Source organism: Psychrobacter sp. CX16 (assembly GCF_057396245.1).
Genome location: NZ_JBXYJF010000024.1, coordinates 1 through 20,346, shown reverse-complemented (window position 1 = coordinate 20,346; position 20,346 = coordinate 1). Strand labels below are relative to the sequence as shown.

At 43.1% G+C, this 20,346-nt stretch carries 20 protein-coding genes; 10 read left to right on the top strand and 10 right to left on the bottom strand.

From position 1 onward, the window contains the following. Window positions 1-90: 90 nt before the first annotated feature. The 3 genes from AC2SLM_RS09475 to AC2SLM_RS09465 form a co-directional block, all read right to left on the bottom strand. On the bottom strand, window positions 91-345 hold the full coding sequence (locus AC2SLM_RS09475; protein ID WP_486542351.1) for a BolA family protein: 255 nt from the start codon (window positions 343-345) through the stop codon (window positions 91-93). A 230-nt stretch (window positions 346-575) separates the two neighbouring features. Continuing rightward, window positions 576-1,484, bottom strand: a complete 909-nt coding sequence (locus AC2SLM_RS09470; RefSeq protein ID WP_486553477.1) for a BON domain-containing protein — start codon at window positions 1,482-1,484, stop codon at window positions 576-578. A 354-nt stretch (window positions 1,485-1,838) separates the two neighbouring features. Then, window positions 1,839-2,276: a YraN family protein gene (locus tag AC2SLM_RS09465; protein WP_486553475.1), complete on the bottom strand. Its 438-nt coding sequence runs from the start codon at window positions 2,274-2,276 to the stop codon at window positions 1,839-1,841. A 150-nt stretch (window positions 2,277-2,426) separates the two neighbouring features. On the opposite strand from AC2SLM_RS09465, the gene rsmI reads away from it, so the two are divergent. Continuing rightward, a complete protein-coding gene (rsmI, locus tag AC2SLM_RS09460) occupies window positions 2,427-3,317 on the top strand; it encodes a 16S rRNA (cytidine(1402)-2'-O)-methyltransferase (RefSeq protein ID WP_486553474.1) in 891 nt (296 codons plus the stop codon). Window positions 3,318-3,590: 273 nt separating this feature from the next. After that, on the top strand, window positions 3,591-4,961 hold the full coding sequence (locus AC2SLM_RS09455) for an MFS transporter (protein ID WP_486553473.1): 1,371 nt from the start codon (window positions 3,591-3,593) through the stop codon (window positions 4,959-4,961). Window positions 4,962-4,989: 28 nt separating this feature from the next. Here the strand turns inward: AC2SLM_RS09455 and AC2SLM_RS09450 are convergent, their stop codons facing one another. The 5 genes from AC2SLM_RS09450 to AC2SLM_RS09430 all read right to left on the bottom strand — a co-directional run bounded on the left by AC2SLM_RS09450 (window position 4,990) and on the right by AC2SLM_RS09430 (window position 9,662). Continuing rightward, window positions 4,990-5,646, bottom strand: a complete 657-nt coding sequence (locus AC2SLM_RS09450) for a DNA-3-methyladenine glycosylase family protein (RefSeq protein WP_486553472.1) — start codon at window positions 5,644-5,646, stop codon at window positions 4,990-4,992. A gap of 143 nt (window positions 5,647-5,789) precedes the next feature. Next, complete coding sequence (locus tag AC2SLM_RS09445) at window positions 5,790-6,557, bottom strand: sulfite exporter TauE/SafE family protein (RefSeq protein WP_486553470.1); 768 nt, start codon at window positions 6,555-6,557, stop codon at window positions 5,790-5,792. A 212-nt stretch (window positions 6,558-6,769) separates the two neighbouring features. Next, a complete protein-coding gene (nfsA, locus tag AC2SLM_RS09440) occupies window positions 6,770-7,579 on the bottom strand; it encodes an oxygen-insensitive NADPH nitroreductase (protein WP_486553469.1) in 810 nt (269 codons plus the stop codon). Between the two features lie 212 nt (window positions 7,580-7,791). Continuing rightward, entirely contained in the window at window positions 7,792-9,042 is a 1,251-nt protein-coding gene (gene coaBC / locus AC2SLM_RS09435; RefSeq protein ID WP_486553467.1) for a bifunctional phosphopantothenoylcysteine decarboxylase/phosphopantothenate--cysteine ligase CoaBC, read from the bottom strand. Between the two features lie 161 nt (window positions 9,043-9,203). Beyond that, entirely contained in the window at window positions 9,204-9,662 is a 459-nt protein-coding gene (locus AC2SLM_RS09430; protein WP_486553465.1) for a GNAT family N-acetyltransferase, read from the bottom strand. A 270-nt stretch (window positions 9,663-9,932) separates the two neighbouring features. Here AC2SLM_RS09430 and radC point away from each other — a divergent pair, with 270 nt between their 5' ends. The 3 genes from radC to AC2SLM_RS09415 all read left to right on the top strand — a co-directional run bounded on the left by radC (window position 9,933) and on the right by AC2SLM_RS09415 (window position 14,831). Then, complete coding sequence (gene radC, locus AC2SLM_RS09425; RefSeq protein ID WP_486553463.1) at window positions 9,933-10,613, top strand: RadC family protein; 681 nt, start codon at window positions 9,933-9,935, stop codon at window positions 10,611-10,613. Between the two features lie 388 nt (window positions 10,614-11,001). Continuing rightward, window positions 11,002-13,809 carry an acyl-CoA dehydrogenase gene (locus AC2SLM_RS09420; RefSeq protein WP_486553462.1) on the top strand — a complete coding sequence of 936 codons (2,808 nt, stop codon included), beginning with the start codon at window positions 11,002-11,004 and terminating at the stop codon, window positions 13,807-13,809. A gap of 407 nt (window positions 13,810-14,216) precedes the next feature. Then, window positions 14,217-14,831 (top strand): M23 family metallopeptidase, encoded by a 615-nt coding sequence (locus tag AC2SLM_RS09415; RefSeq protein ID WP_486553460.1) that lies wholly within the window; start codon window positions 14,217-14,219, stop codon window positions 14,829-14,831. Between the two features lie 102 nt (window positions 14,832-14,933). Here the strand turns inward: AC2SLM_RS09415 and AC2SLM_RS09410 are convergent, their stop codons facing one another. Then, window positions 14,934-15,431: a c-type cytochrome gene (locus AC2SLM_RS09410; protein WP_486553459.1), complete on the bottom strand. Its 498-nt coding sequence runs from the start codon at window positions 15,429-15,431 to the stop codon at window positions 14,934-14,936. 11 nt (window positions 15,432-15,442) lie between these two features. Next, window positions 15,443-16,537 carry an EF-P beta-lysylation protein EpmB gene (gene epmB / locus AC2SLM_RS09405; RefSeq protein WP_486553457.1) on the bottom strand — a complete coding sequence of 365 codons (1,095 nt, stop codon included), beginning with the start codon at window positions 16,535-16,537 and terminating at the stop codon, window positions 15,443-15,445. Between the two features lie 102 nt (window positions 16,538-16,639). Between epmB and efp the strand changes: the two genes are divergently transcribed. From efp to AC2SLM_RS09380, 5 genes are all read left to right on the top strand, one after another. Continuing rightward, window positions 16,640-17,212 carry an elongation factor P gene (gene efp / locus AC2SLM_RS09400; RefSeq protein ID WP_486542319.1) on the top strand — a complete coding sequence of 191 codons (573 nt, stop codon included), beginning with the start codon at window positions 16,640-16,642 and terminating at the stop codon, window positions 17,210-17,212. Between the two features lie 358 nt (window positions 17,213-17,570). After that, window positions 17,571-18,653 (top strand): hypothetical protein, encoded by a 1,083-nt coding sequence (locus AC2SLM_RS09395; RefSeq protein ID WP_486553455.1) that lies wholly within the window; start codon window positions 17,571-17,573, stop codon window positions 18,651-18,653. Window positions 18,654-18,781: 128 nt separating this feature from the next. Further along, window positions 18,782-19,207, top strand: a complete 426-nt coding sequence (locus AC2SLM_RS09390) for a secondary thiamine-phosphate synthase enzyme YjbQ (protein ID WP_486553454.1) — start codon at window positions 18,782-18,784, stop codon at window positions 19,205-19,207. A 43-nt stretch (window positions 19,208-19,250) separates the two neighbouring features. Then, window positions 19,251-19,925, top strand: coding sequence for a hypothetical protein (locus AC2SLM_RS09385; RefSeq protein WP_486553452.1), 675 nt, complete (start codon window positions 19,251-19,253; stop codon window positions 19,923-19,925). A 195-nt stretch (window positions 19,926-20,120) separates the two neighbouring features. Continuing rightward, a partial coding sequence (locus AC2SLM_RS09380) for a transposase (protein ID WP_486551868.1) occupies window positions 20,121-20,346 on the top strand: 226 nt, incomplete at its 3' end.

Here is a 20,346-nt window from a genome sequence, read left to right as displayed (position 1 = left end):
AAATTATATAACGAGGATAAAGAAGGCGTTAGACCTAATGACCTTCTAAGGCTGAGCTAAAATCCAACAAAAAAAGCCGTTTAAGTGGTCTTATTGACCGGCTTGTTTGGCTTCCCACTCAGCAGGGGTTAGTGCTTGAATGTTAAGGGCATGAATGTCGCCGCGAGCGATAATATCATTCACCAAAGCATAAACGGCTTGCTGGCGCTGCACGGCACGTTTGCCCTCAAAGCTTGCATCTACTACACGCACATCAAATTTATTGCCCTGATTGGCCGCTTGAATAAAAGCGTCTGGGTAATGCGGTTGTAAAAATGCGATTAAATCATCAGCGTTCATGCTCATGTAAACTACCTATAATTAAAATGGGGTGAAAGTTTAACGAATAAATCTAATAAATAAAGAGGCCCAGCCTAATAGTGGCCACATATTTTTTGATTATAACAAGTGTTTAAGCTATTTGCCTTAAACATATTTGACTAAGCTGCCTTTGGCTTCGCCACTGATAACCCAACTACTTTTAGTTAAGTGGCTTTTAGCTTAGTCATTTAACGTAGTCCTTATTTGCTAACCGACTACCAACCAGGCACTTGGTTTTTATACATTTCGATATAAGGGCTGGCATAAGGCTCGCCCGATCTTGGCCTACTCGGGCCTTGAGTAATCGGTTGCTGGTTGGTGGTAGGCTGAGTGTTATTTACGCTGCCTTGTGTCTGGGCGTTATTGTTTTGCGGTACAGCTGTATTAGCAGCTTGCTGCGTGGCAGGATAGGCCACCGGTTCAGGCGCAGTAGTATAGAATCTATCGGGCGGCTCAAGCTGCGTCTCTTGAATAACACTGGACTCATCAATTGGCACGCCATTGTTATCAATCAGTTCGGTCAATAGCACCAATTCCTTGATACCGACCGTGCTCTCAACGATATTCATTAAATGGCCACGCTGCGTTGGGGTTAGCTTGCCCATCACATAGACGATACCATCATCGCTCACTACTTTAATTTGCGAGCTACTAATGGCGTTATTGGCAATAATCTTGGCATTAATCTTTGACGAGATATAGCCATCATGCACAGTATAACTGGTGCCCTTTTGCGGACCCACTGTCAGCTTATCATGGACTTCTTTCACATCCGGCATAGCAGAGACAATCTGTACCACTTTCTTTTTGGTGTCCTCATCAGGCACCTCACCGGTCAGCAGCACCTGACTATAAAAGCTATCAACGCCAATACGGCTACGCTTATATAAAGTGGGATCCATCGCATTAATATTGGTTTTGGCTGTATTTACGATACTTTGATCTAAGATGCGCTGAGCAATGGTACGGTCCGTCACGGGCACACCATAAGAGCCTGCCGGCGCACTACTCTGTAAGGTCGCACAGCCTGTCAATGCTGCTATGCTTAATACGCACGCACTGAGTAAGCCATAAACTACACTGCGACTAAACCGCTTATTATCCGCTAACCGAGATTTCACCATGTTCTAATGTCCTTATTGATAGCCTGACTGCTTTATACCGCTTATAAAAGATAGATAATAAGTATAAACACCGGCTCATAATCAGTAGCAAATGCGGCACAATAAATTGACCTATCTAATAAAAGTCATTTTATTGATAAGCACTTACCCTATTCACTGCTATTAACTTACAGTATGTTTCTGCAAATAAATCTTTTAGTGTAACCATAAAAACTTTCGCTAAATGCCCGCTTTAGTAACAAAAGTGTAGCGTTGATTCAACGCGCTTATCTAGTGCCTTATTGCATAGCACCTCATTAACCTCCTATTAAACCATCAGCTTAAATGCCAATGCTCTAATCTAAATAAAATAAATTACCAAGCACGGCTGATAAAAGCGCTTTGTATCCATTCTGGAAAACACGCTTGCTCTGCCATATCGCTTGAGGCAAGTTTTGCGGGTGAATTAAATCCCACCACATCAAAACGGCATTCTAAATTGGCATACTGCGGATACTGCTGCAAAAAATAGCGCGCGGTTTTAATCAATTTTCGCTGCTTGCTCGCTGTTACGCTCATAAAGGCATCGCCAAAACCAGATACCTGACGCTTGCGAACTTCAGCGAACACTAACGTATCCCATGCGGCGCCAGGATGCAATAATACCAAATCTATTTCCCCCACTTTCGGCTGCTGCCAATTTTGACTAATAATTTGCAGCCCATTGGATTGCAAAAATTCAGCCGCAAGCTGCTCATAATGCCCTCCGTTCCGCTGTTTGGGCGATTTTAATAATGAGGGATTTGCAGGCATAAAAGCAACTTAAGTGTAGGTGAATAGCAGACCACTCTCAATTATTTATCGATAGGCGGCACAAAAGCAAAGCAGTGATATATTAGCACATCATGGTAAACTGGTAACACCTAACCTATTTTCTCTTTTTGTTCGTGATTAAGGTCTTTTATGACAGCGCAAGATAACACCTCGCATACCACCCAAGCCGCAAGCTCTGTGGCCAAAGCCTACCTTTTTATCGTCGCCACCCCAATTGGGAATATGGGCGACATCACTGCTCGCGCCATTGAAACGCTTAAACAGGTCGATATCATTGCCTGCGAAGACACGCGCACCTCAGGCAAGCTTTTATCCAACTTTGGTATTGATACCCAGACGTGGGCCTATCATGAGCACAATAGCGAAATCCAAACACCTAAAATTATCGAAATGATTCAGCGTGGCCATTCTATTGCCCTTATCAGTGATGCCGGCACGCCGCTTATTAGCGATCCTGGCTATCAATTAGTACAAGCGGCCCATGCGGCCGGCGTAGCGGTTGTGCCTATCGTTGGCGCCAGTGCTGCCATTGCAGCGCTCAGTGTTGCCGGTCTACCCTCTGATAAATTCAGCTTTGTAGGCTTTTTGCCGGCTAAGACTCATGGCCGCGTCAAACAGCTGGAGCACTATGCGGATCGTACCGAGACGCTTATCTTTTATGAAGCGCCGCATCGCATCGTGGTAAGCCTAAAAGATATGGCCGCTGTCTTCGGCGACAACCGCCCTGCCACCTTATGCCGTGAATTGACCAAAACCTTTGAAACGGTGAAAAAATCAACTTTAGGCGAATTAGCCGCCTTTGTCGAAGCTGACAATAACCAGCAAAAAGGTGAAATTGTCGTGGTCGTTGGCGGTAATGTGAATAATGTCGCCGACGATGACAGTATTCATGACAAATTACTACTGCGTTTGCTTGAGGACTTATCCGTCAAAAAAGCCGCCGCTTTGGCATCCGATATTACCGGCATTAAGAAAAATGCCTTGTATCAAAGATTGCTTGAGCTGCAAAAACAAGGATAGACAGTAGCCGCTAACCGACAAATGGCACAATAAGCAGGTTTTTAAATGCTTATTGTGCCTTTTCCATTTTATAACAACAAGTAGAACGACTGGTTTATTAAACCAGTCTTACAATAAGTTAAGTTTAATTAAATATAATCATTTGTTATATTTTCTAATAAAACAGCGCAATCGCCTACTACCACTTAATCTAAAATACTTGCATAATACTTTGTAATCAAATGTAATTGCGAGTATTATGTAAATACTTCTCTTAATGATATTTATTAAATTATGCCAAATCCAAGCACGAACAAATGCACAGCTTTTCAAAATATTGGGGCATTATCCAGTACTAGACGATTATTAAATAAAAACACAGGTAACCAAAAACTGCCTTACGCTCTACTGACGATTTGCTTTATCACCTTCCTCGCAAGCTTCGATTTTACGATCTTTATCTTCCTATCAGATACCCTTAATTTGACCTTTTTTGCTAAATCAGGCGACCTATCTTCTGAACAACTTAAATTAGTCAGCTTATTTGCCATTGGCTTTATTGCACGGCCTATTGGTGCGCTGCTCATTGGTCGTTATGGAGATAACAAAGGACGTAAACCTGCCTTACATGTCGGTCTTATTTTATTATTCTTGACCTCATTAGTAGCGGCTTGCCTGCCAACTTACGCAAACATTGGGGTAACAGCCTCTGTGCTTATTATCCTAGTTCGTCTTTTCCAAGGTGCTGCAGTTGCCAATCAACTAAGCCTAAGCTGGGTATATTTGGCTGAAAGCTATAGTTATAAAGAGATTGCCGCTTATATCAGTATGGTCTGTGCCAGCTTTGTGCTTGGTGCCGTTGTTTGCGCTCTGTTTATCGCCTGTTTAACCTTTCTCTTTACTGCCGAACAACTCACTGCCTATGCATGGCGTATTCCATTTATATGCAGCGGTGTTATGGGGTTACTTGGCTATCTACTAGTACGTCACCTTAGTGAGACGGATGCCTTTTTGACACAAACTACCGCCATCATCTCTCCTAAAAAGATGACCTTATCACCAGTCACTGACAGTCTTAATCGTTTTAACGCCATCTTACTAACGTGCTTTTTGGCGCTTATCTATGCCAGTTCAATCATTATGTTTTTATTGTTACTGCCCAAGCTTATTAACAGCCAAGTTAATGTAGATGATTCGTCACTTCGTTTTTTGACCGTTGTTGGTATGAGCTGTATGGCGCTGGGTATGATTTTCTTCGGCAAGCTTGCTGACAAATTAGATGTGGGCCGCGCACTGATGCTCGGCGCAGCGTTGATGTGCTTTCAAACTTTGATGTTTTATTACTATTTATCAAATGGAGATGGTACGTACTTAGTACCTATTTATGCACTAATGGGGTTTTGTAGTGGCTTTATCAGCCTTTGCCCTATGATATTCTTGCAGTTATTTCCAACCCATATTCGCCTGACTGCTATTAGCGTCATCTTTCACTCAACGACTGTATTTACTGGCGTTATTTTACCAATCTCTTTATTATTTATTACAGAAACCGTTAGTTTCGCACCGGCACTTTATCTTGTGTTTATTAGCATCTGTGCCTTCTTTATCGGTATTTATGTGTATCAGGCACCGCAGGTTCCTGAATATGAGACAGCGATTGCCTAGATAATAAGTCCCTATAGCAGATAATATTTTATACCGGCACTGCATCCCTAGCTTTAAGCCAGCCATAATGTTCCCAAAGTAGTAAACTTGCGGCGCTGCGATACGGTGACCAGCTCTGGGTTAACTGTTTAAGTTGTTTTGGGGTCGGTCTGCTATCCAGCTGTAGCAAATCCATCGCACCAACTTTAATCGCTAAATCATCTACTGCCAATACATCGGCGCGGCCTAAACTAAACAGCATATACATCTCTGCCGTCCATTTGCCAATACCCGTCACCGCCGTCAGAGTTTCAATCACCTCAGTATCTGACATCTGCTCAAGTGCTTTAAAATCAATATCATGCTCGACCAAAGATTGAATATAACGAATTTTCTGTCGTGATAACCCCTGAGCCCGTAATTGCTTATCATTCGCCTGCAAAATGGCTTTAGGCGTCGTCAGATCTGCCGTCTCTAGCTTATTCCAGATACTGCGAGCCGCTGCCACAGATAACTGCTGTCCGACCATTGCCCGCATCAACTGCTCAAATCCCCCTTGATTACGGCGTAAATCAGGCACTCCCACCTGTTGATACACCGCATCAAAACGTGGCTCAATGTCAATCAACGCTTCAATATGACGCTGCAACTGCTGTTCGTCCTTGATTACTCGTATCTGTGACTTGCTGTTTATCTGCTGATTCATCTTATTCGTTTTAGCCTCTAGAAATTTATTGACATCATTTACGACCGCTCATCTACTGTGAATACTTAATACATATTAATTGGTCATTATCTCTCAGCTGCCTACTGCTTTAACAGCACCACACTTGATACTCATAACACCCATCATGACATCAAGCCTATCATACCTTGCCAGCCCACTCGTAAACCAAGCACAGTTAGAATGACCAATACTAGTTGGCGAAAGCGGGCTTGAGATAAATGATGACGTAGCCGAATACCGAACAGTAAGCAGGCTATAGAGACTGCTGTCAGCATGATAATCAGCAGCCACTCACTGGCAGGTAGCGCCATAATAGGCTCACGCAGGACGATGATTTGTGCCACCTTGCCCAGTAAATAACACATGTTGCCGACTTTGGCGATGGTGTTCTTATCATCGGTAGCAGACAGCAGATACATCAGCAAAATAGTCGACATAGCGTTGGTTGAACCACCAATAATACCAGCAGTAAGACCGATAATAATGAGTACTGGCGTGGTGGCCGGTAGAATGATTTTTTTGCCTAACGCATTACTGATGACATAAAAAGCAATCACTGCAGCAAGTAACAATAAGATATAGCTGCTATCAACCCACATAAGCAGCTTAACACCAAATAAGCTGCCCAGAAGACTCATCAGTGCAAGTAGCCAATAGTGCTTAAGATAGTAGGTAAAATTACCCCAGATACTGCGCTCACCGCCAATCAGCCAAGTCATCAGATTCAGCGCAAAGGATGGTAGGATGATAAGAATAATAGCGTGCTGTAGCGGGTACATGCTCGCCAGTGCCGTAGTAGTAACCAAGGTTACGCCAAGACCACTAATACCGTGTAATAGTGAAGCAATCGCAAATATAAGACTTAAAATGACGTGCTCAGTATCAACCATAACTCATGTCCTACTGCCCTCACTGTCAGTTCCGTAAATGAATTCTATACAGGCCCTAATGTAAAAAGGTATATTAAAACCTGCGTTTTAATATACCTTTAGTGAGTGCAATAAGACAATCTTTGTTTTAATACATCTTTGAGTACGCTTTTACATGTTAGAGCTTATGCTTGTAGGCTAGTACTGAGTATAAGCTATTAAATAACAGCTACTTAGCGTTTTGCATAACCTTGTTCGTTAACATAAGCCATGACTTCTGGGCGCACTGGTCCACCAAAGGTTTTAGTAACCTGTTCTTTCCAGTCTTTGTGGTTTGGCTCGCCGCGCTTATTATAGTACTCAATAACTTTATTATTGAACGCTTCGATTTGCTCTTCAGTCACTGGCTGATAGGTATTTTCTGATACCAATGTAGACAGCGACCATCTTGGTTTTTGCAACGTGGTTTCAGGCGTATCACTTGGGTGACCTAAGCACATACCAAATAAAGGAAGCACATGTTTAGGCGCATTAATCACTTCACCAGCACGGCGAATATCGTTACGCATACTACCGATATAAACACCGCCTAAGCCGAGAGATTCAGCAGCAGCCATGATGTTTTGCGCCATGATGCCAGCGTCTACTGTACCGATAAACACCACTTCCATCCAGTCTAATTGCGAGTCTGGGTCTATTTTATGATGGCGATGATTGTCCATGCAGAATACAAAATATTCTGCACATTCAATGATATACGGGTGCTTAAGCTCTTTACCATCTGCAACGGCTTGATTGTACTCTTCTTCGCTCAAACCATTTGAGATTTGGTGGAATTTCTTGCGCTGCTCAGGATCGGTAATACGCACAATGCTCACCGAACCCATATAGTTAGATGTTGATGACGCACGCCCTGCTTCTAAAATGGCCTCTAGCATTTTCGGGCTAATCGGCTCATCGGTAAAATTACGCACAGAGCGGTGGTTTAACATAGTTTTTAGGGTTGGGCTCATCTCTTTTAAATCGTTCGATGCGTCAGTCATATCTCATCCTTTATTTATATTGTTATTGATTAGGCTTAAATATATAAGTTAAATCCAGTACGCCTCATGACTCATAAATACACTAAGTGGTCTTAGTTGTTTCTATTAATAGATAAATAGCACTAAACGCAGCGCGCTGATTTATTGACTTATATCTTGCTTAATATACTGTTTGACTTATCAATTAGCCAAGCTGTATTTTAAATGTAAACTTAACCGATTACGGTACTTATTAAGTTTACCAAATGTTCTGCTATGTTATTTTTACTCATCTTTTCTAAATCAACCGCCGGTTTCTGATACTTTTCTGCAAAAAACACTGTCATTGCATTCTCATCACTAGCAAAACCAATATCTTGTCTTGAAACATCATTACAGGCAATCATGTCCAAATTCTTGGTTTTGAGCTTACCCTTAGCATAGGTCTCAATATCTTGCGTCTCAGCGGCAAAACCCACCACAAATAAGTTGGGATAATTATGCGAAATGGTCGCTAAAATATCAGGGTTTTTGACCAGTTCGAGTGTCATCTTATCTTGCGTCTTTTTAATCTTTTGCGGCGCCGCATCTCGAGTACGATAATCAGCCACAGCGGCAGTAGCAATAAACACATCTGTACCTGCCTGCGCTAGGCTTTCCGCCGCCGCCAACATATCATTAGCCGAGAGCACATCCACACGCTGCACGCCAAACGGAGTTTCTAGGCCCACTTTACCCCCTGCAATTAAGGTCACTTCTGCGCCAGCATCACGGCAAGCACGCGCCAAAGCAAAACCCATCTTGCCAGTGGAGTGATTAGATAAAAAACGAACTGGGTCAATGGCCTCAACCGTCGGGCCTGCGGTGATTGTGACCTTTTTCCCTGTTAAAGACTGCGGGATACTCTGTTTTGCTCGTGCATATAACATATGTTGTAATAACGTTTCTGGCTCAGGCAAACGCCCTGCGCCTACATCGCCGCAAGCCTGAACACCACTATCCGGCGTAATAACTTCATAGCCCAAGTCGCCCAAGGTTTGGATATTAAGCTGAACCGCAGGATGTGCCCACATTTGCTGATTCATTGCCGGTGCAATCATTACTGGCGCCGCTGTTGCCAAACAGACCGTGGCTAATAAATCATCAGCCATACCCATCGCCAAGCGCGCTAAGGTATTGGCAGAAGCAGGCGCAATCATCATTAAATCTGCCCACTTAGCCAGTTCAATATGACCCATGCCCAACTCTGCATTGGTATCTAACAGCTCAGTATGTACCTCATTGCCGGTCAATGCTTGCAGTGTCAACGGTGTAATAAATTGCTGCGCGCCGGCGGTCATAATAACCCGCACCTCAAATCCCTCTTTAACCAACAATCGTGCCAGTAAAGCTGATTTATAGGCCGCAATACCGCCTGTAATCGCAAGAAGAATGTTTTTGATGTCTTTTGCCGGCGCATGGACAGGTGTGAATATCATGCTCATAAGTGGGTGTTACCTTAAGGATGTCGAATATTTAGAATATGAATAAAATGCGCTTATGGTATCAAGTTTAATAAACATTTAGATAGGGTTTATTGTATTAGTTGCATGATAAACATCTGCTGAATCTGACTGGCTAAAGCTTTTATATAAAGGACTATTATTTATAAATTATGACGGTATTGCACCATATCGGTTTGTTGAGCGATAGAGTCATATAGCTTACGTGCTGTTTTATTACCCACTTGGGTTGTCCAATATACTCGATTGCAGTTTTTATCCGCCGCAAACTCATAAACCGCCTCAATTAAGGCACGGCCTGCCCCTTGCCCACGTACGATACTATCAACGTACAAATCTTCTAGGTAGCAACAATCAGTCGTATTCCATGTATTGGGATGTAGCACCACATGAGCGAAGCCGACCAACGTCTTTGCTTGATAAGCACCGAAGCCATGAACAGGCGCTGTATCAGACAGCAGCTTCTTCCAAGTCGCTTGCGTCACCTCTTGGCTAAGGGTCGTTTCATAAAAGGTTAGATATCCCTGCCATAACGCTAGCCACTGTTCATAATCAGAGTGCGCTAAAGGACGGATAGATAATTCAGATGGTGCTATACTCATGGCAAAAGCCTTATAGGTGGATAACTTAAAGGGGGTGACTTAGGATACTGTAGCTCTATACTTCTATCAACTTACTTCTACTAACTTTCTTTATTAAATGAATAACTTAGCTATAGGTTAATACTATTAAACTTTTAATTTAGTATTTTATGCAAAAATTATATAGATAGCGACTATACTAAAGGCCCATTGTGCTTATGTTTAGAACCAATCATTCAAAGCACACTGTTTTAGACTACTTTGCCCTTCATCATACAAGTATTTGCATTTATGGCTATCAAAGATTGGCACGAAGATGACCGTCCACGAGAAAAGTTACTGAGACTCGGTGCAGAGCACCTAAGTGATGCCGAGATATTGGCCATATTTTTGCGAACAGGTACTAAAGACCAGTCAGCTATTGAGTTAGCACGCCAATTAATCGAACGCTTTGGCAGTATCGCTGGATTATTGGCAGCACCGCAACAAGACGTGCTGGACTGTCATGGTATCGGACCTGCTAAATATGCTCAGCTGTTTGCCAGCCTTGAGATGGGCAAACGCTACTTAAATAGTGAGTTGAAATCCGGCCACACGCTTAATCGCTCTCAGGTGGTGAAAGACTATATTACCACGCAGCTACGCCGTGAAAGTAATGAGGTGTTTGCAGTGCTATGTTTGGATAATGGACTCAATCTGCTCGATTATAAGGTGTTATTTACAGGCGGTCTATCTTCTTGCTCTGTCTGCATCAAGCAAGTGCTGCGATACGCATTAGAGCAAGGCAGTAGTCAGCTTATCGTGGCACACAACCATCCCAATCAGGATGCGACGCCCTCGACAGCGGATATTCATTTGACCAAAACCCTAAAAGAGGCGTGTCAGTATATTGATATGACACTGGCCGATCACATTATCGTTGGCCGTAATCAAACCCTGTCTTTTGCAGAAACTGGCATCTCTCCTTTTTAGATCGGATAAATTAGGCCGGATAAAAATAGAGTTACCGTCATCAATATTAGTGATTGCCGTTCATCTCAATTATTTTGATTTAAGATAAGTGCAAGCAAGATAACAGTAGACAATTGTCCGTAGTTAACAATATAAGTATCTGACTCAAATATAAGAAAAACCTTAGCATTCATCATCTTATTAAAGAATTTATATACAAAACTAACTAATTGTAAAGATTTTAGTCTTGATTATCGCATTGCATCTACATACCCTGTAATGTAATTGTACCAAATTGCTATCTTTAGTCTTATCTTTGAGTTTTATTAGAAGTTTTTTTCAATAAGCATAAATATAACGCAAAATTTTATTAAAACCTTTAACCCTTATCTTTTTTAGGTTACTTATTATGACCACATTGTCTTTAGTTGGTTTATTTTTACTGGCCATCCTATTGCAGCTACTTGCGCTGTTGGTGGTGTTCTTATACGGAATGAGCCGTACCGTTGGCTCTGTTCTGCTTATTATTGTAGCAGTTATCGCTGCTGTGATTGCCCCTTGGTCGCTACTGCTGGGTGTGCCCATTATTCTGGCATGTTTAGTAGTATTGATTGCGCCGCTACGCCAAGCGCTTGTCAGCAAGCCTGTTTATAAAATGCTTGCCGGTGCCATGCCTAGCATGAGTGATACCGAGCGTGAAGCATTAGACGCGGGTACTAGCTGGTGGGAAAAAGAGCTGTTTATGGGTGCGCCAAACTGGGATACGTTTGCAAGCTACCCTTATCCAACCCTATCAGAAAAAGAACAATCTTTTATTGATAATGAAGTAGAAACCTTATGCGCTATGCTTGATGAATGGCAAATTCATCATCACGACAAAGACTTGTCACCTGAGGCTTGGCAGTATATTAAAGACAATGGCTTCTTAGGATTAATTATCCCTGAAAGCTACGGTGGTCGCGACTTTAGCTCATACGCACAAAGCCGGATCATGAGTAAAATTGGTTCACGCAGTTTGACAGCTGCAGTCACCTGTATGGTACCTAACTCATTAGGCCCAGGCGAGCTATTGATGCATTATGGTACCGAGGAACAAAAGCAGCGCTGGTTGCCGGGTCTTGCCAATGGTACTGAGATTCCATGCTTTGGCTTAACCGGTCCAGAAGCCGGCTCTGATGCGGGGGCAATTCCAGATACGGGGGTTGTCTGTTATGGCGACTATGAAGGCGAGCGTGTGCTTGGCCTGAATATGAACTTCTCAAAACGCTGGATTACACTAGCGCCAGTCGCTACCGTGGTTGGTTTGGCATTTAAGCTGCATGACCCAGATGGTCTACTTGGTGATAAAAATAAAACCGATTATGGCATTACCTGTGCCTTGGTTCCTGCAAATTATGAGGGCGTTGAGACCGGCCCTCGTCATAACCCAGGTTCACCATTCATGAACGGTACGGTTGTGGGTAAAGATGTGTTTATCCCGTTAGACTTTATTATCGGTGGTATTGAAAATGCCGGAAAAGGTTGGCGCATGCTGATGGAATGTCTAGGTGTCGGCCGTGGTATCTCACTGCCTGCCTTATCAACCGCAGCGGGTGAAATGAGCTACTTAAATGTGGGTGCATTTTCCAAAATTCGTGAGCAGTTCAAGATTTCTGTCGGTAAATTTGAAGGTGTTCAGGATGCTAGCAGTGATATCGCTAGCAAAACCTATATGCTTGAGTCGTTCCGTCATCTAGTCACTTGTGGTCTAAACCAAGGCGGTACCCCGTCTGTCATGACAGCTATGGCCAAATACTATGCTACCGAGACCATGCGTGAAGTAGTCAACCATGGTATGGATATCGTTGGTGGTCGTGCCATTCAGCATGGTCCACGCAATTTCTTAGCATTGCCTTATCAAGCCATCCCTGTATCTATTACTGTTGAGGGTGCCAACATCTTGACCCGCTCGTTGATGATTTTTGGACAAGGTGCGATGCGCTGCCATCCTTACTTATTTGATGAGCTTCAACTACTGCAAAGCGATGACAAAGCCAAAGCGCAAAAAGAATTTGATGATATGTTCTTTAAGCACTTGGGCTACACCTTTAACCGTGGTGCTAAATCATTTGTTGCCGGTTACTTCGGCGGTAGCGGCAAAGCCCCTGACTTTGCAGATAACTTTACCCGTCCGTATTACAAGAAAATCAACCGTTTAAGTGCCAACTTTGCGTTGACCGCTGATATGGCCTTGGGTCTTCTTGCCGGTGATCTAAAACGTAAAGAGTTGCTGTCTGGCCGTCTTGCTGATATTCACTCTCACTTATTCATCATGAGTGGTATCTTGCAATATTATGCTAACGGTACTCAGTCAGAGTCTGAGCAGTTACATGCCCGCTTGGCATTAGAAAAATCATTATTTGTGATTCAAGAAGCCTTCTTTGACTTCTATGACAACTTCCCAAATCGTATGGCGGCTGGTCTGGTGAAACTGGTTTGTTTCCCAGGTGGTAAGTTCGCTGACAAGCCAAGCGATGAATTAAAACGTAAACTTGGTGATTTAATCATGGAAGATGGTGAAAATAACCCATTCCGTGAGCAGCTTAAGAAGTTCGTTTATTACACCACAGATCCAGACAACACCACAGGCCGTGTTGAAAACGCCTATCAGATGCTGCTAAAAATTGAGCCACTATGGCAGAAGTTTAAGAAAGCAGAACACAAAGGCGAATTTGTGGGCTTAACCTTCGAAGACCACGTGTTAACAGCGCTGAAAGAAGGTACTATTACTGAGTCTGAATCAGAGCAGTTAATTGAATATAACTCAGTACGTTTTGATGCTCTGTTAACGGACGTATTTGATGAACATCTTAATGAGGCGCTACCCCGTCATAATCCGCATACGCTAGAGAATGCGGCTGAGAATTTAACGCCTTACGTGATTGATGAGATTGAAAATAATCCGAACCCGAAATCGAGTCAACCTGTTGAAGAAGAAACCGGCAGTGAGAACGCCGCACATGGCTATGAACAAGATGGTGATGTCGATACCGCAAGTGAGCAACTCACTTTAAATGAGCGTGTGGATCAAGCAGATTTCGATGAAGCTCATCCGGATGACGAAGCGTTAGATCACCGCGTACGTGATGCAGAGATGACGTTAGAGGAGCGCATGGCACGCAATCATCATAACGAGCAACTGCGCAAACGTAACCAAGATAATAGTCTAGAAGATTAATGGGTTATGTAACCGCTTAAATCATTATTATTGTATCGTGCTATTCATACTAAAAACCGTGCCAAAACTTTTGGCACGGTTTTTTATTATCCATCGTATTTGTTTAGGGTCAAATATAGTTGCCGTCATATAAATGAGGTATAAGTCAACTGAGTGCAAGTACTACTGTAGTAGTCTTAGCGAGGTTAACGCAATAACGCTTTTATAGGGCTGTGGCTATAACTCTAAAGTAAGTAGAAGAGTGAACCTTATAGAATGTACTAAAAACGAGTTTAACAATATAGCAGCTTTAAGCTTTTCTAGATTCTGGTTCAAAGAACAATTACACGGTTATTACACACAACAGAGGATATCGCTGTTTATACTGGATGCTTCATAATCCATTTTTTATTCGCTACCGAAATACCATGCCTATGCCAAACCCTTATTCAAATCAACCAAATGCTAAGCCGCCTGATTTTTTGCTGCGGCTCATATCTTTTATTTTTAGGACTGTATTATTGGTGGTGGTTGTCTATGGCTTGATTATCTTTGGTACAGACATTCGTCATGAAGCAGCGATGTCTCGTATGAAACAAACGATAACCCTACCCTTCAAATACACACAGCTGATGCAGCAGGAGGCGCCACAACCGAACAGCTTGCCGAATCCTATTACCAATGCGCATCTTACCGATACTTGGGGTGCTGCCCGTAGCAGCGGACGGCGTCATGAGGGTATTGATATCTTCGCTGAACGCAGTACGCCGATTCATAGTACCACTGCAGGCATTGTGCGCCGCGTGGGTACTGACTCGCTAGGCGGTAATGTGGTGTCTATCGTTGGACCCGGCGGTGTCGGGCATTATTATGCCCACTTAGAGGAATTTGCAGATATTAGCGAGGGCGACTGGGTGGAAACCGGCGATGTCATTGGCTATGTCGGTGACAGCGGTAATGCAAAGGGCACACCGCCACACGTACATTACGGTGTTTATATGAACTCTGGCGCGGTTAACCCGTATCCGTTACTGATAAAATAAATGGCTGTAAAACATTAAAAGTTAATGGCAGCTAACAAAACCACTATTACCCTCTTAGCCTCTAAGTCTCGATTACTCTATACGTTACTAAACTTTGAGTCTTTATTGCTCCTCAGGCTGTGGCGGTGCGTCTCTGCCTAACGTCGATAAATAAGCAATAATGTCCTTTCTGTCTTGCTCATTTGGCATCGGGTCAGAGAGCATACGTGTTTCAGGTAGGACGGCTTCTGGGTCAGCAATATAGTTATCTAAGGTCTGTGCGTCCCATACCCAACTCACTCCATCCATCGCATCGCTATAATTATAATCTTTAAGGGTGCCAGAGGGCGCGCCATATACGCCTAATAATTGCGGACCCTTCTTGTTACTGCCGGGGCGTAGCGTGTGGCACTGTGAACAATTCTCTTCGTACAGAGCCTCGCCATGTTTGCTGTCACCAAGCTCGTACACTGGCGCCATCACCTGAGCACGATAATCTGGTGGCGTGCGCGAGCAGCTAGCCATCGTTAAAGCAAGACAAGTGAAACCTAGTAAATTACCCAGTGTTTTAAGACTAGGAATAGAACTTAAGGCCATCGAACGACTATCAAATACGGACATAGTTTCCTCGCTTAATGCGAATTTTCCTGAAATAACTCAGGATATTGATATAAATTAACAGGGGTTTTAAACGGTTTGTTTGGCAGCTCTTGCACCAGTTTAGGCACTAAATATCCCGGCAATTCAGCCAACATTTGCCAATAAAGCGCTACCGCTTCTTTGAGCTCACTATCAAAGTGCGCTGCCCCCTCCACTTTATCTAAAAGATGTAAATAATACGGTAAGATACCCACGTCAAATAAACGCTCACTCAGCGCCACTTGAGCGCCAATAGTGTCATTCACACCAGCCAATAGAACGGCCTGATTGAGCAAGGTAATGCCCTGCTTTCTGGCTTCAAGAAGATACTTTGCGGTGTGCTCATCGATTTCATTGGCATGATTGGTATGCACCACCATCACAATGCGGCAACGGCTGAGCTGTAAGCGCTGTAATAATTCATCATCCAAGCGCTCAGGTATCACGATGGGCAGCCGCGTATGCAGCCGAATGGTCTGGATTTGCGGTAGAGCTTCTAGCGCATCTAGCCATAAAGACAAACGCCGATTCGAGACACTGAGCGGATCACCCCCACTTAAGATGACTTCATTAATCTCAGGGTGCTCAGCGATGTAGTCTTGAATAACCGACAATTGCTCAGACTTGGGCAGATTGGCATTGTAATCAAAGTGCTGCCTAAAGCAGTAACGGCAATGAATAGCGCAGGCACCGGTGACGGTCATCAATACCCGTGACTTATATTTGTGCAATAGGCCTTGAATGGGGTTTTGATGATTTTCATCTAAGGGATCGGTGACAAAGCCCGTAATCTTGGCCTGTTCACGCTTATCGGGCAGTACTTGGCGCAGCAATGGGTCGTTGGCATCGCCTGTTTTCATTTTTGACACAAAGCCTTTGGGCACGCGCAGTCCAAAGTTATCGGGCACATATAATGAGTCTTTTATATGGCTTAGATTCAATAACGTTAACAGCTCATCAATATCAGTCACTACGTCTGCAAGCTTGGTCTGCCATGTCGCTTTTTCTACAGGATTTGCTGTGGGGATAGTGATAATCTCTTGGTTTTTACTATGACTGGGCTGGCTTACATTTTCATCTGTAGACACAATCGATATTTGCCTATTTTTTTGTTGAGGTAAATGGTTTATCATGGGGCTCATTATATTTGATTTTTTGTCATTAATTTGAAAAGTATCAGGAGCAATATTGTGGCAAGTTTTTCAACCAACGAATTTAAAGCCGGTCTTAAGGTTATGTATGACGGTCACCCATGTGCCATCATTGATAACGAATTTGTAAAACCAGGTAAAGGTCAGGCTTTTAACCGTGTCAAACTACGTAATTTGCGTACTGGTAAAGTATTAGAGCAAACCTTCAAATCAGGTGAGAGCTTAGAAGCCGCTGACGTTATTGATACGGAAATGAACTATCTATATAGCGATGGTGAGTTCTGGCACTTTATGGATCCTGAGACCTTTGAGCAATTACAAGCTGATGCTACTGCAATGGCTGATGCGAAGCAATGGCTAAAAGAGAACGGTAACGATTTATGTACCATCACTTTGTTTAATGGTGTGCCTTTATCAGTCACTCCGCCTAACTTTGTTGAGCTTGAAATCGTTGAAACCGATCCAGGTGTTCGCGGTGATACTTCAGGCGGCGGCGGTAAGCCAGCTAAATTAGAAACAGGTGCAGTGGTTCGTGTGCCTTTGTTCGTTCAGCAAAATGAAGTGGTTCGTGTTGATACGCGTACTGGTGATTATCAAACTCGCGTAAGCTAATCACTCATTATTAAAGGATTAAAATAGCGACATTATTTTTCGCTATTGCCTTAAAGATACAGTCAATAGCCAGACTCAAAAACTTTGAATACGCCTTCATTTCGGTGGGGCAATCTCAAAGCCCATGAGTCTGGCTTTTTTTGTATGCCGCATAATGAGTGCCGTACATTGAGTGTCAATATCCGTTACACAAGCTCTATTTAAACCCTACCACAGCTTGTCTACACTTAATTCATTCACCCCTTTATATATAAGTAGTCGCCTTACCATGTCCTATCCTTTATTACTGTTGATTATTAGCCTTGTTGTTATTGTGCCTAGCGTATTTGTTGTGAGAAACAAATCTAAGCAGAACCTATTGACCAACAATAATAAAAACCAAAAAGCCCTAACAAATCGCTCGAATACTCAAGGCAACAATCCAAAAGCATCCGCAGAGCAGCTACAGATTGCCGAGACCATTCAAAAATATCGTAATCACCCTGCTTTGCCAATCAGCTTTCGTCAATTACTTGGCAAAATCCATGCGCAGTATGTGACCCTAAACTCAGTAAAACTATCGCCCGAACAGCGTTTTACGGTCGATAAACTTGCCGGCACCCGCCTTGCAGAGATATTAGAAGATTATCTGACTTTAGATCCTGATTATGCGCAAAATACGATTATTGATACCGAGCATGACTCGACCAGTGCCGATGTCACCTATGCACAATTGGTCTCTATTCTGGATTTTATGGGCCGCTCCCAAGAAGACGGGCAGGCGCAGGTGGCGAGCAATATCTTAGCAAACCGCAGTTATCTGCAGTCGGTATATGGCGAATTTGATCAAGATGAAGGTGGGAATAAGCATGCCAGTATCAAAGCGCCTGAAATAGAGGCGATACAAGCCGAAGATATGCCCAATCATGAGAAGCTTCTCGTACGTGGCATCGATTATCTTAAAGACTGTGATGAACAAGCATCGAATCAGCTATCGTTAGCGCAGCATTCAGATATTTTAGGCGATGACCTCTTAACCCAATTGGGTCATTTAACCCACTCTGCAGAACGTACCATTACTTTTAGCGATGCCCTAGTCAGCCATGACGGCAGTTATGCTGGAACGCCTGCCTTTGATCAGATTATTGCCCAAGCTATCCCCAATTTGTTACGTCAGGCGGTTAAAGGGCAATTAGCAAGTGTCACCAATTCAAATCAAAGTGATAAGAGTGCTCAGGTAGCACCGACATTAACGGCCAATCAGCACGCTTTAATTGAACAAAAGATTACCCGTATTCAGCAGCTGATTAATGATTGCTTAACGCGGCTTGAACGGGTTGCCAAGCAGCAATATGATACTGGCTCCACCACACCTGAGTCGATGCAAACTTTGCTTAGCACGTTAAAGAGCAAACAGTCGCAAGCACAGTATTTACTGGACAGTGGCTTTTTTAGCTTATAACTCTTGGGTTTATAATGACTTTGGCTTGTGATTCAATACACTCAGATACTTGATAGTTATGTATATGTGCTATTTACAATCAATCAACTGAATACTAGCCCTCCCCCATTATTCACTAAGAGGTTACGATGGCCTATTATCAAACCACGATTACTTTGCCTGCCCACCCACGCGGCGTACATATCATTACTAAAGATATCAAGCGCGCCTTAAAAGAGCTACTACCAAGTTCAGCGCAAACTGGTATGGTACATTTATTTTTGCAGCATACTTCTGCCAGTTTGACTATTAACGAGAATGCAGACCCTGACGTGCGTTTGGATACTGAAGATTGGCTCAACACCATCGCCCCTGCCGATCAGCCACATTATAGGCACACGCTAGAGGGCTCAGATGATCTGCCAGCTCATTTTAAAAGCATGATGTTTGGTGTAAGTCTTAATATACCGCTGGTTGAAGGGCGTCTTGGACTGGGCATGTGGCAAGGCATCTATCTGTGTGAACACCGTGACCACGCCAGTGGCCGCAGGCTTATTATTACTGTAAACGTATAATTTATATCACCCCTATCGCCTATTAATGATAAATGAGTACTCTATGTTAATCATGAATTGTTCCGACACACGTCTTTCTAAATTGATATTCGTTACATTTTTAAGCGGCAGCTTATTTGCGATAACGGCTTGTCAAAAATCTGATAATACAGACGAGTCTGAAGCAGCTCAGTCCAATGTTAAAGTCACTGAGATAACACCGCCTGAGGGCAATGATGTTGCAGCAAATGACAATGCCGCAGAAGTCACCCAAGAAGACGTCGAGTTGACCACACTAGATAGTGACATGGAAGCAGACCCTAATGCTGATTTAATGGATAGCACATATAATCAGGCAGCGGTTGATGGCTCAACGGTTGCAGAGATTGAAGAGGACAGCTCGGATATCGCTGCAAATAACAACTCAAACAAGAAAATCCAAGCCGAAACGCAAGTGACCGATGTTGAGTATCAAGACAAAAACGGTCAGAGCATCCATGTGACGTTCCAGACCTCAGCGGTTGATACACTAGAGGCAAATTTAATGCTGCCATCTGGCAAACGCGTGTTATTAACCGCGCCCACTGGTCAAGGCAACAACCCTACTTACGAGTCAAAAGATGGCAGTATTGAGCTGGTGACCCATGGCGGTGGCGGTTCTATTGATTTGCTATACGAGGGTAAATCAACAAGCTTTGAAGCAGTCAGCGCTGATGCCGAGGTTCTTACTCCTAAATAAGCGCTATCTATATCATTAAAATAGTGTTTTAAAAATATCTTTATAAACAAAAAAAGGTCTCTGCAAATAGTAGAGACCTTTTTTTGTTTCACTCTAAATAATACTGACTCATATACTAAGCCACTGTAACTATCCCCTAAAATAACACAGCTCAAACGTAGAATTTCTTATAAAATACCCATAAGGAGTTTTGATATGAGCAAACGAATGACTGAGACCCAAATCGTATCGATATTAAAAGAAGCAGAAGCTGGAATACCTGCTAAAGAGCTGTGCCGTAAATACGGGATTGCTAGCTCGACTTTCTATAAATGGCGTTCCAAGTACGGTGGTATGGAAGTCTCTGATGTTAAGCGATTAAAAGAGCTTGAAGAAGAAAACCGTAGGCTTAAACAGATGTTTGCTGATTTAAGCCTCAAAG

What these genes read in the sequence shown, in the direction of transcription:
- AC2SLM_RS09385 (WP_486553452.1), top strand. Translation starts at nt 19,251, where the DNA reads ATGTTAATCATGAATTGTTCCGACACACGTCTTTCTAAATTGATATTC.
- coaBC (WP_486553467.1), bottom strand. Translation starts at nt 9,042, where the DNA reads ATGAGCATGATATTCACACCTGTCCATGCGCCGGCAAAAGACATCAAA.
- AC2SLM_RS09420 (WP_486553462.1), top strand. Translation starts at nt 11,002, where the DNA reads ATGACCACATTGTCTTTAGTTGGTTTATTTTTACTGGCCATCCTATTG.
- AC2SLM_RS09410 (WP_486553459.1), bottom strand. Translation starts at nt 15,431, where the DNA reads ATGTCCGTATTTGATAGTCGTTCGATGGCCTTAAGTTCTATTCCTAGT.
- AC2SLM_RS09470 (WP_486553477.1), bottom strand. Translation starts at nt 1,484, where the DNA reads ATGGTGAAATCTCGGTTAGCGGATAATAAGCGGTTTAGTCGCAGTGTA.
- AC2SLM_RS09430 (WP_486553465.1), bottom strand. Translation starts at nt 9,662, where the DNA reads ATGAGTATAGCACCATCTGAATTATCTATCCGTCCTTTAGCGCACTCT.
- nfsA (WP_486553469.1), bottom strand. Translation starts at nt 7,579, where the DNA reads ATGACTGACGCATCGAACGATTTAAAAGAGATGAGCCCAACCCTAAAA.
- AC2SLM_RS09465 (WP_486553475.1), bottom strand. Translation starts at nt 2,276, where the DNA reads ATGCCTGCAAATCCCTCATTATTAAAATCGCCCAAACAGCGGAACGGA.
- radC (WP_486553463.1), top strand. Translation starts at nt 9,933, where the DNA reads ATGGCTATCAAAGATTGGCACGAAGATGACCGTCCACGAGAAAAGTTA.
- rsmI (WP_486553474.1), top strand. Translation starts at nt 2,427, where the DNA reads ATGACAGCGCAAGATAACACCTCGCATACCACCCAAGCCGCAAGCTCT.
- AC2SLM_RS09450 (WP_486553472.1), bottom strand. Translation starts at nt 5,646, where the DNA reads ATGAATCAGCAGATAAACAGCAAGTCACAGATACGAGTAATCAAGGAC.
- AC2SLM_RS09390 (WP_486553454.1), top strand. Translation starts at nt 18,782, where the DNA reads ATGGCCTATTATCAAACCACGATTACTTTGCCTGCCCACCCACGCGGC.
- AC2SLM_RS09475 (WP_486542351.1), bottom strand. Translation starts at nt 345, where the DNA reads ATGAGCATGAACGCTGATGATTTAATCGCATTTTTACAACCGCATTAC.
- AC2SLM_RS09415 (WP_486553460.1), top strand. Translation starts at nt 14,217, where the DNA reads ATGCCTATGCCAAACCCTTATTCAAATCAACCAAATGCTAAGCCGCCT.
- AC2SLM_RS09445 (WP_486553470.1), bottom strand. Translation starts at nt 6,557, where the DNA reads ATGGTTGATACTGAGCACGTCATTTTAAGTCTTATATTTGCGATTGCT.
- AC2SLM_RS09455 (WP_486553473.1), top strand. Translation starts at nt 3,591, where the DNA reads ATGCCAAATCCAAGCACGAACAAATGCACAGCTTTTCAAAATATTGGG.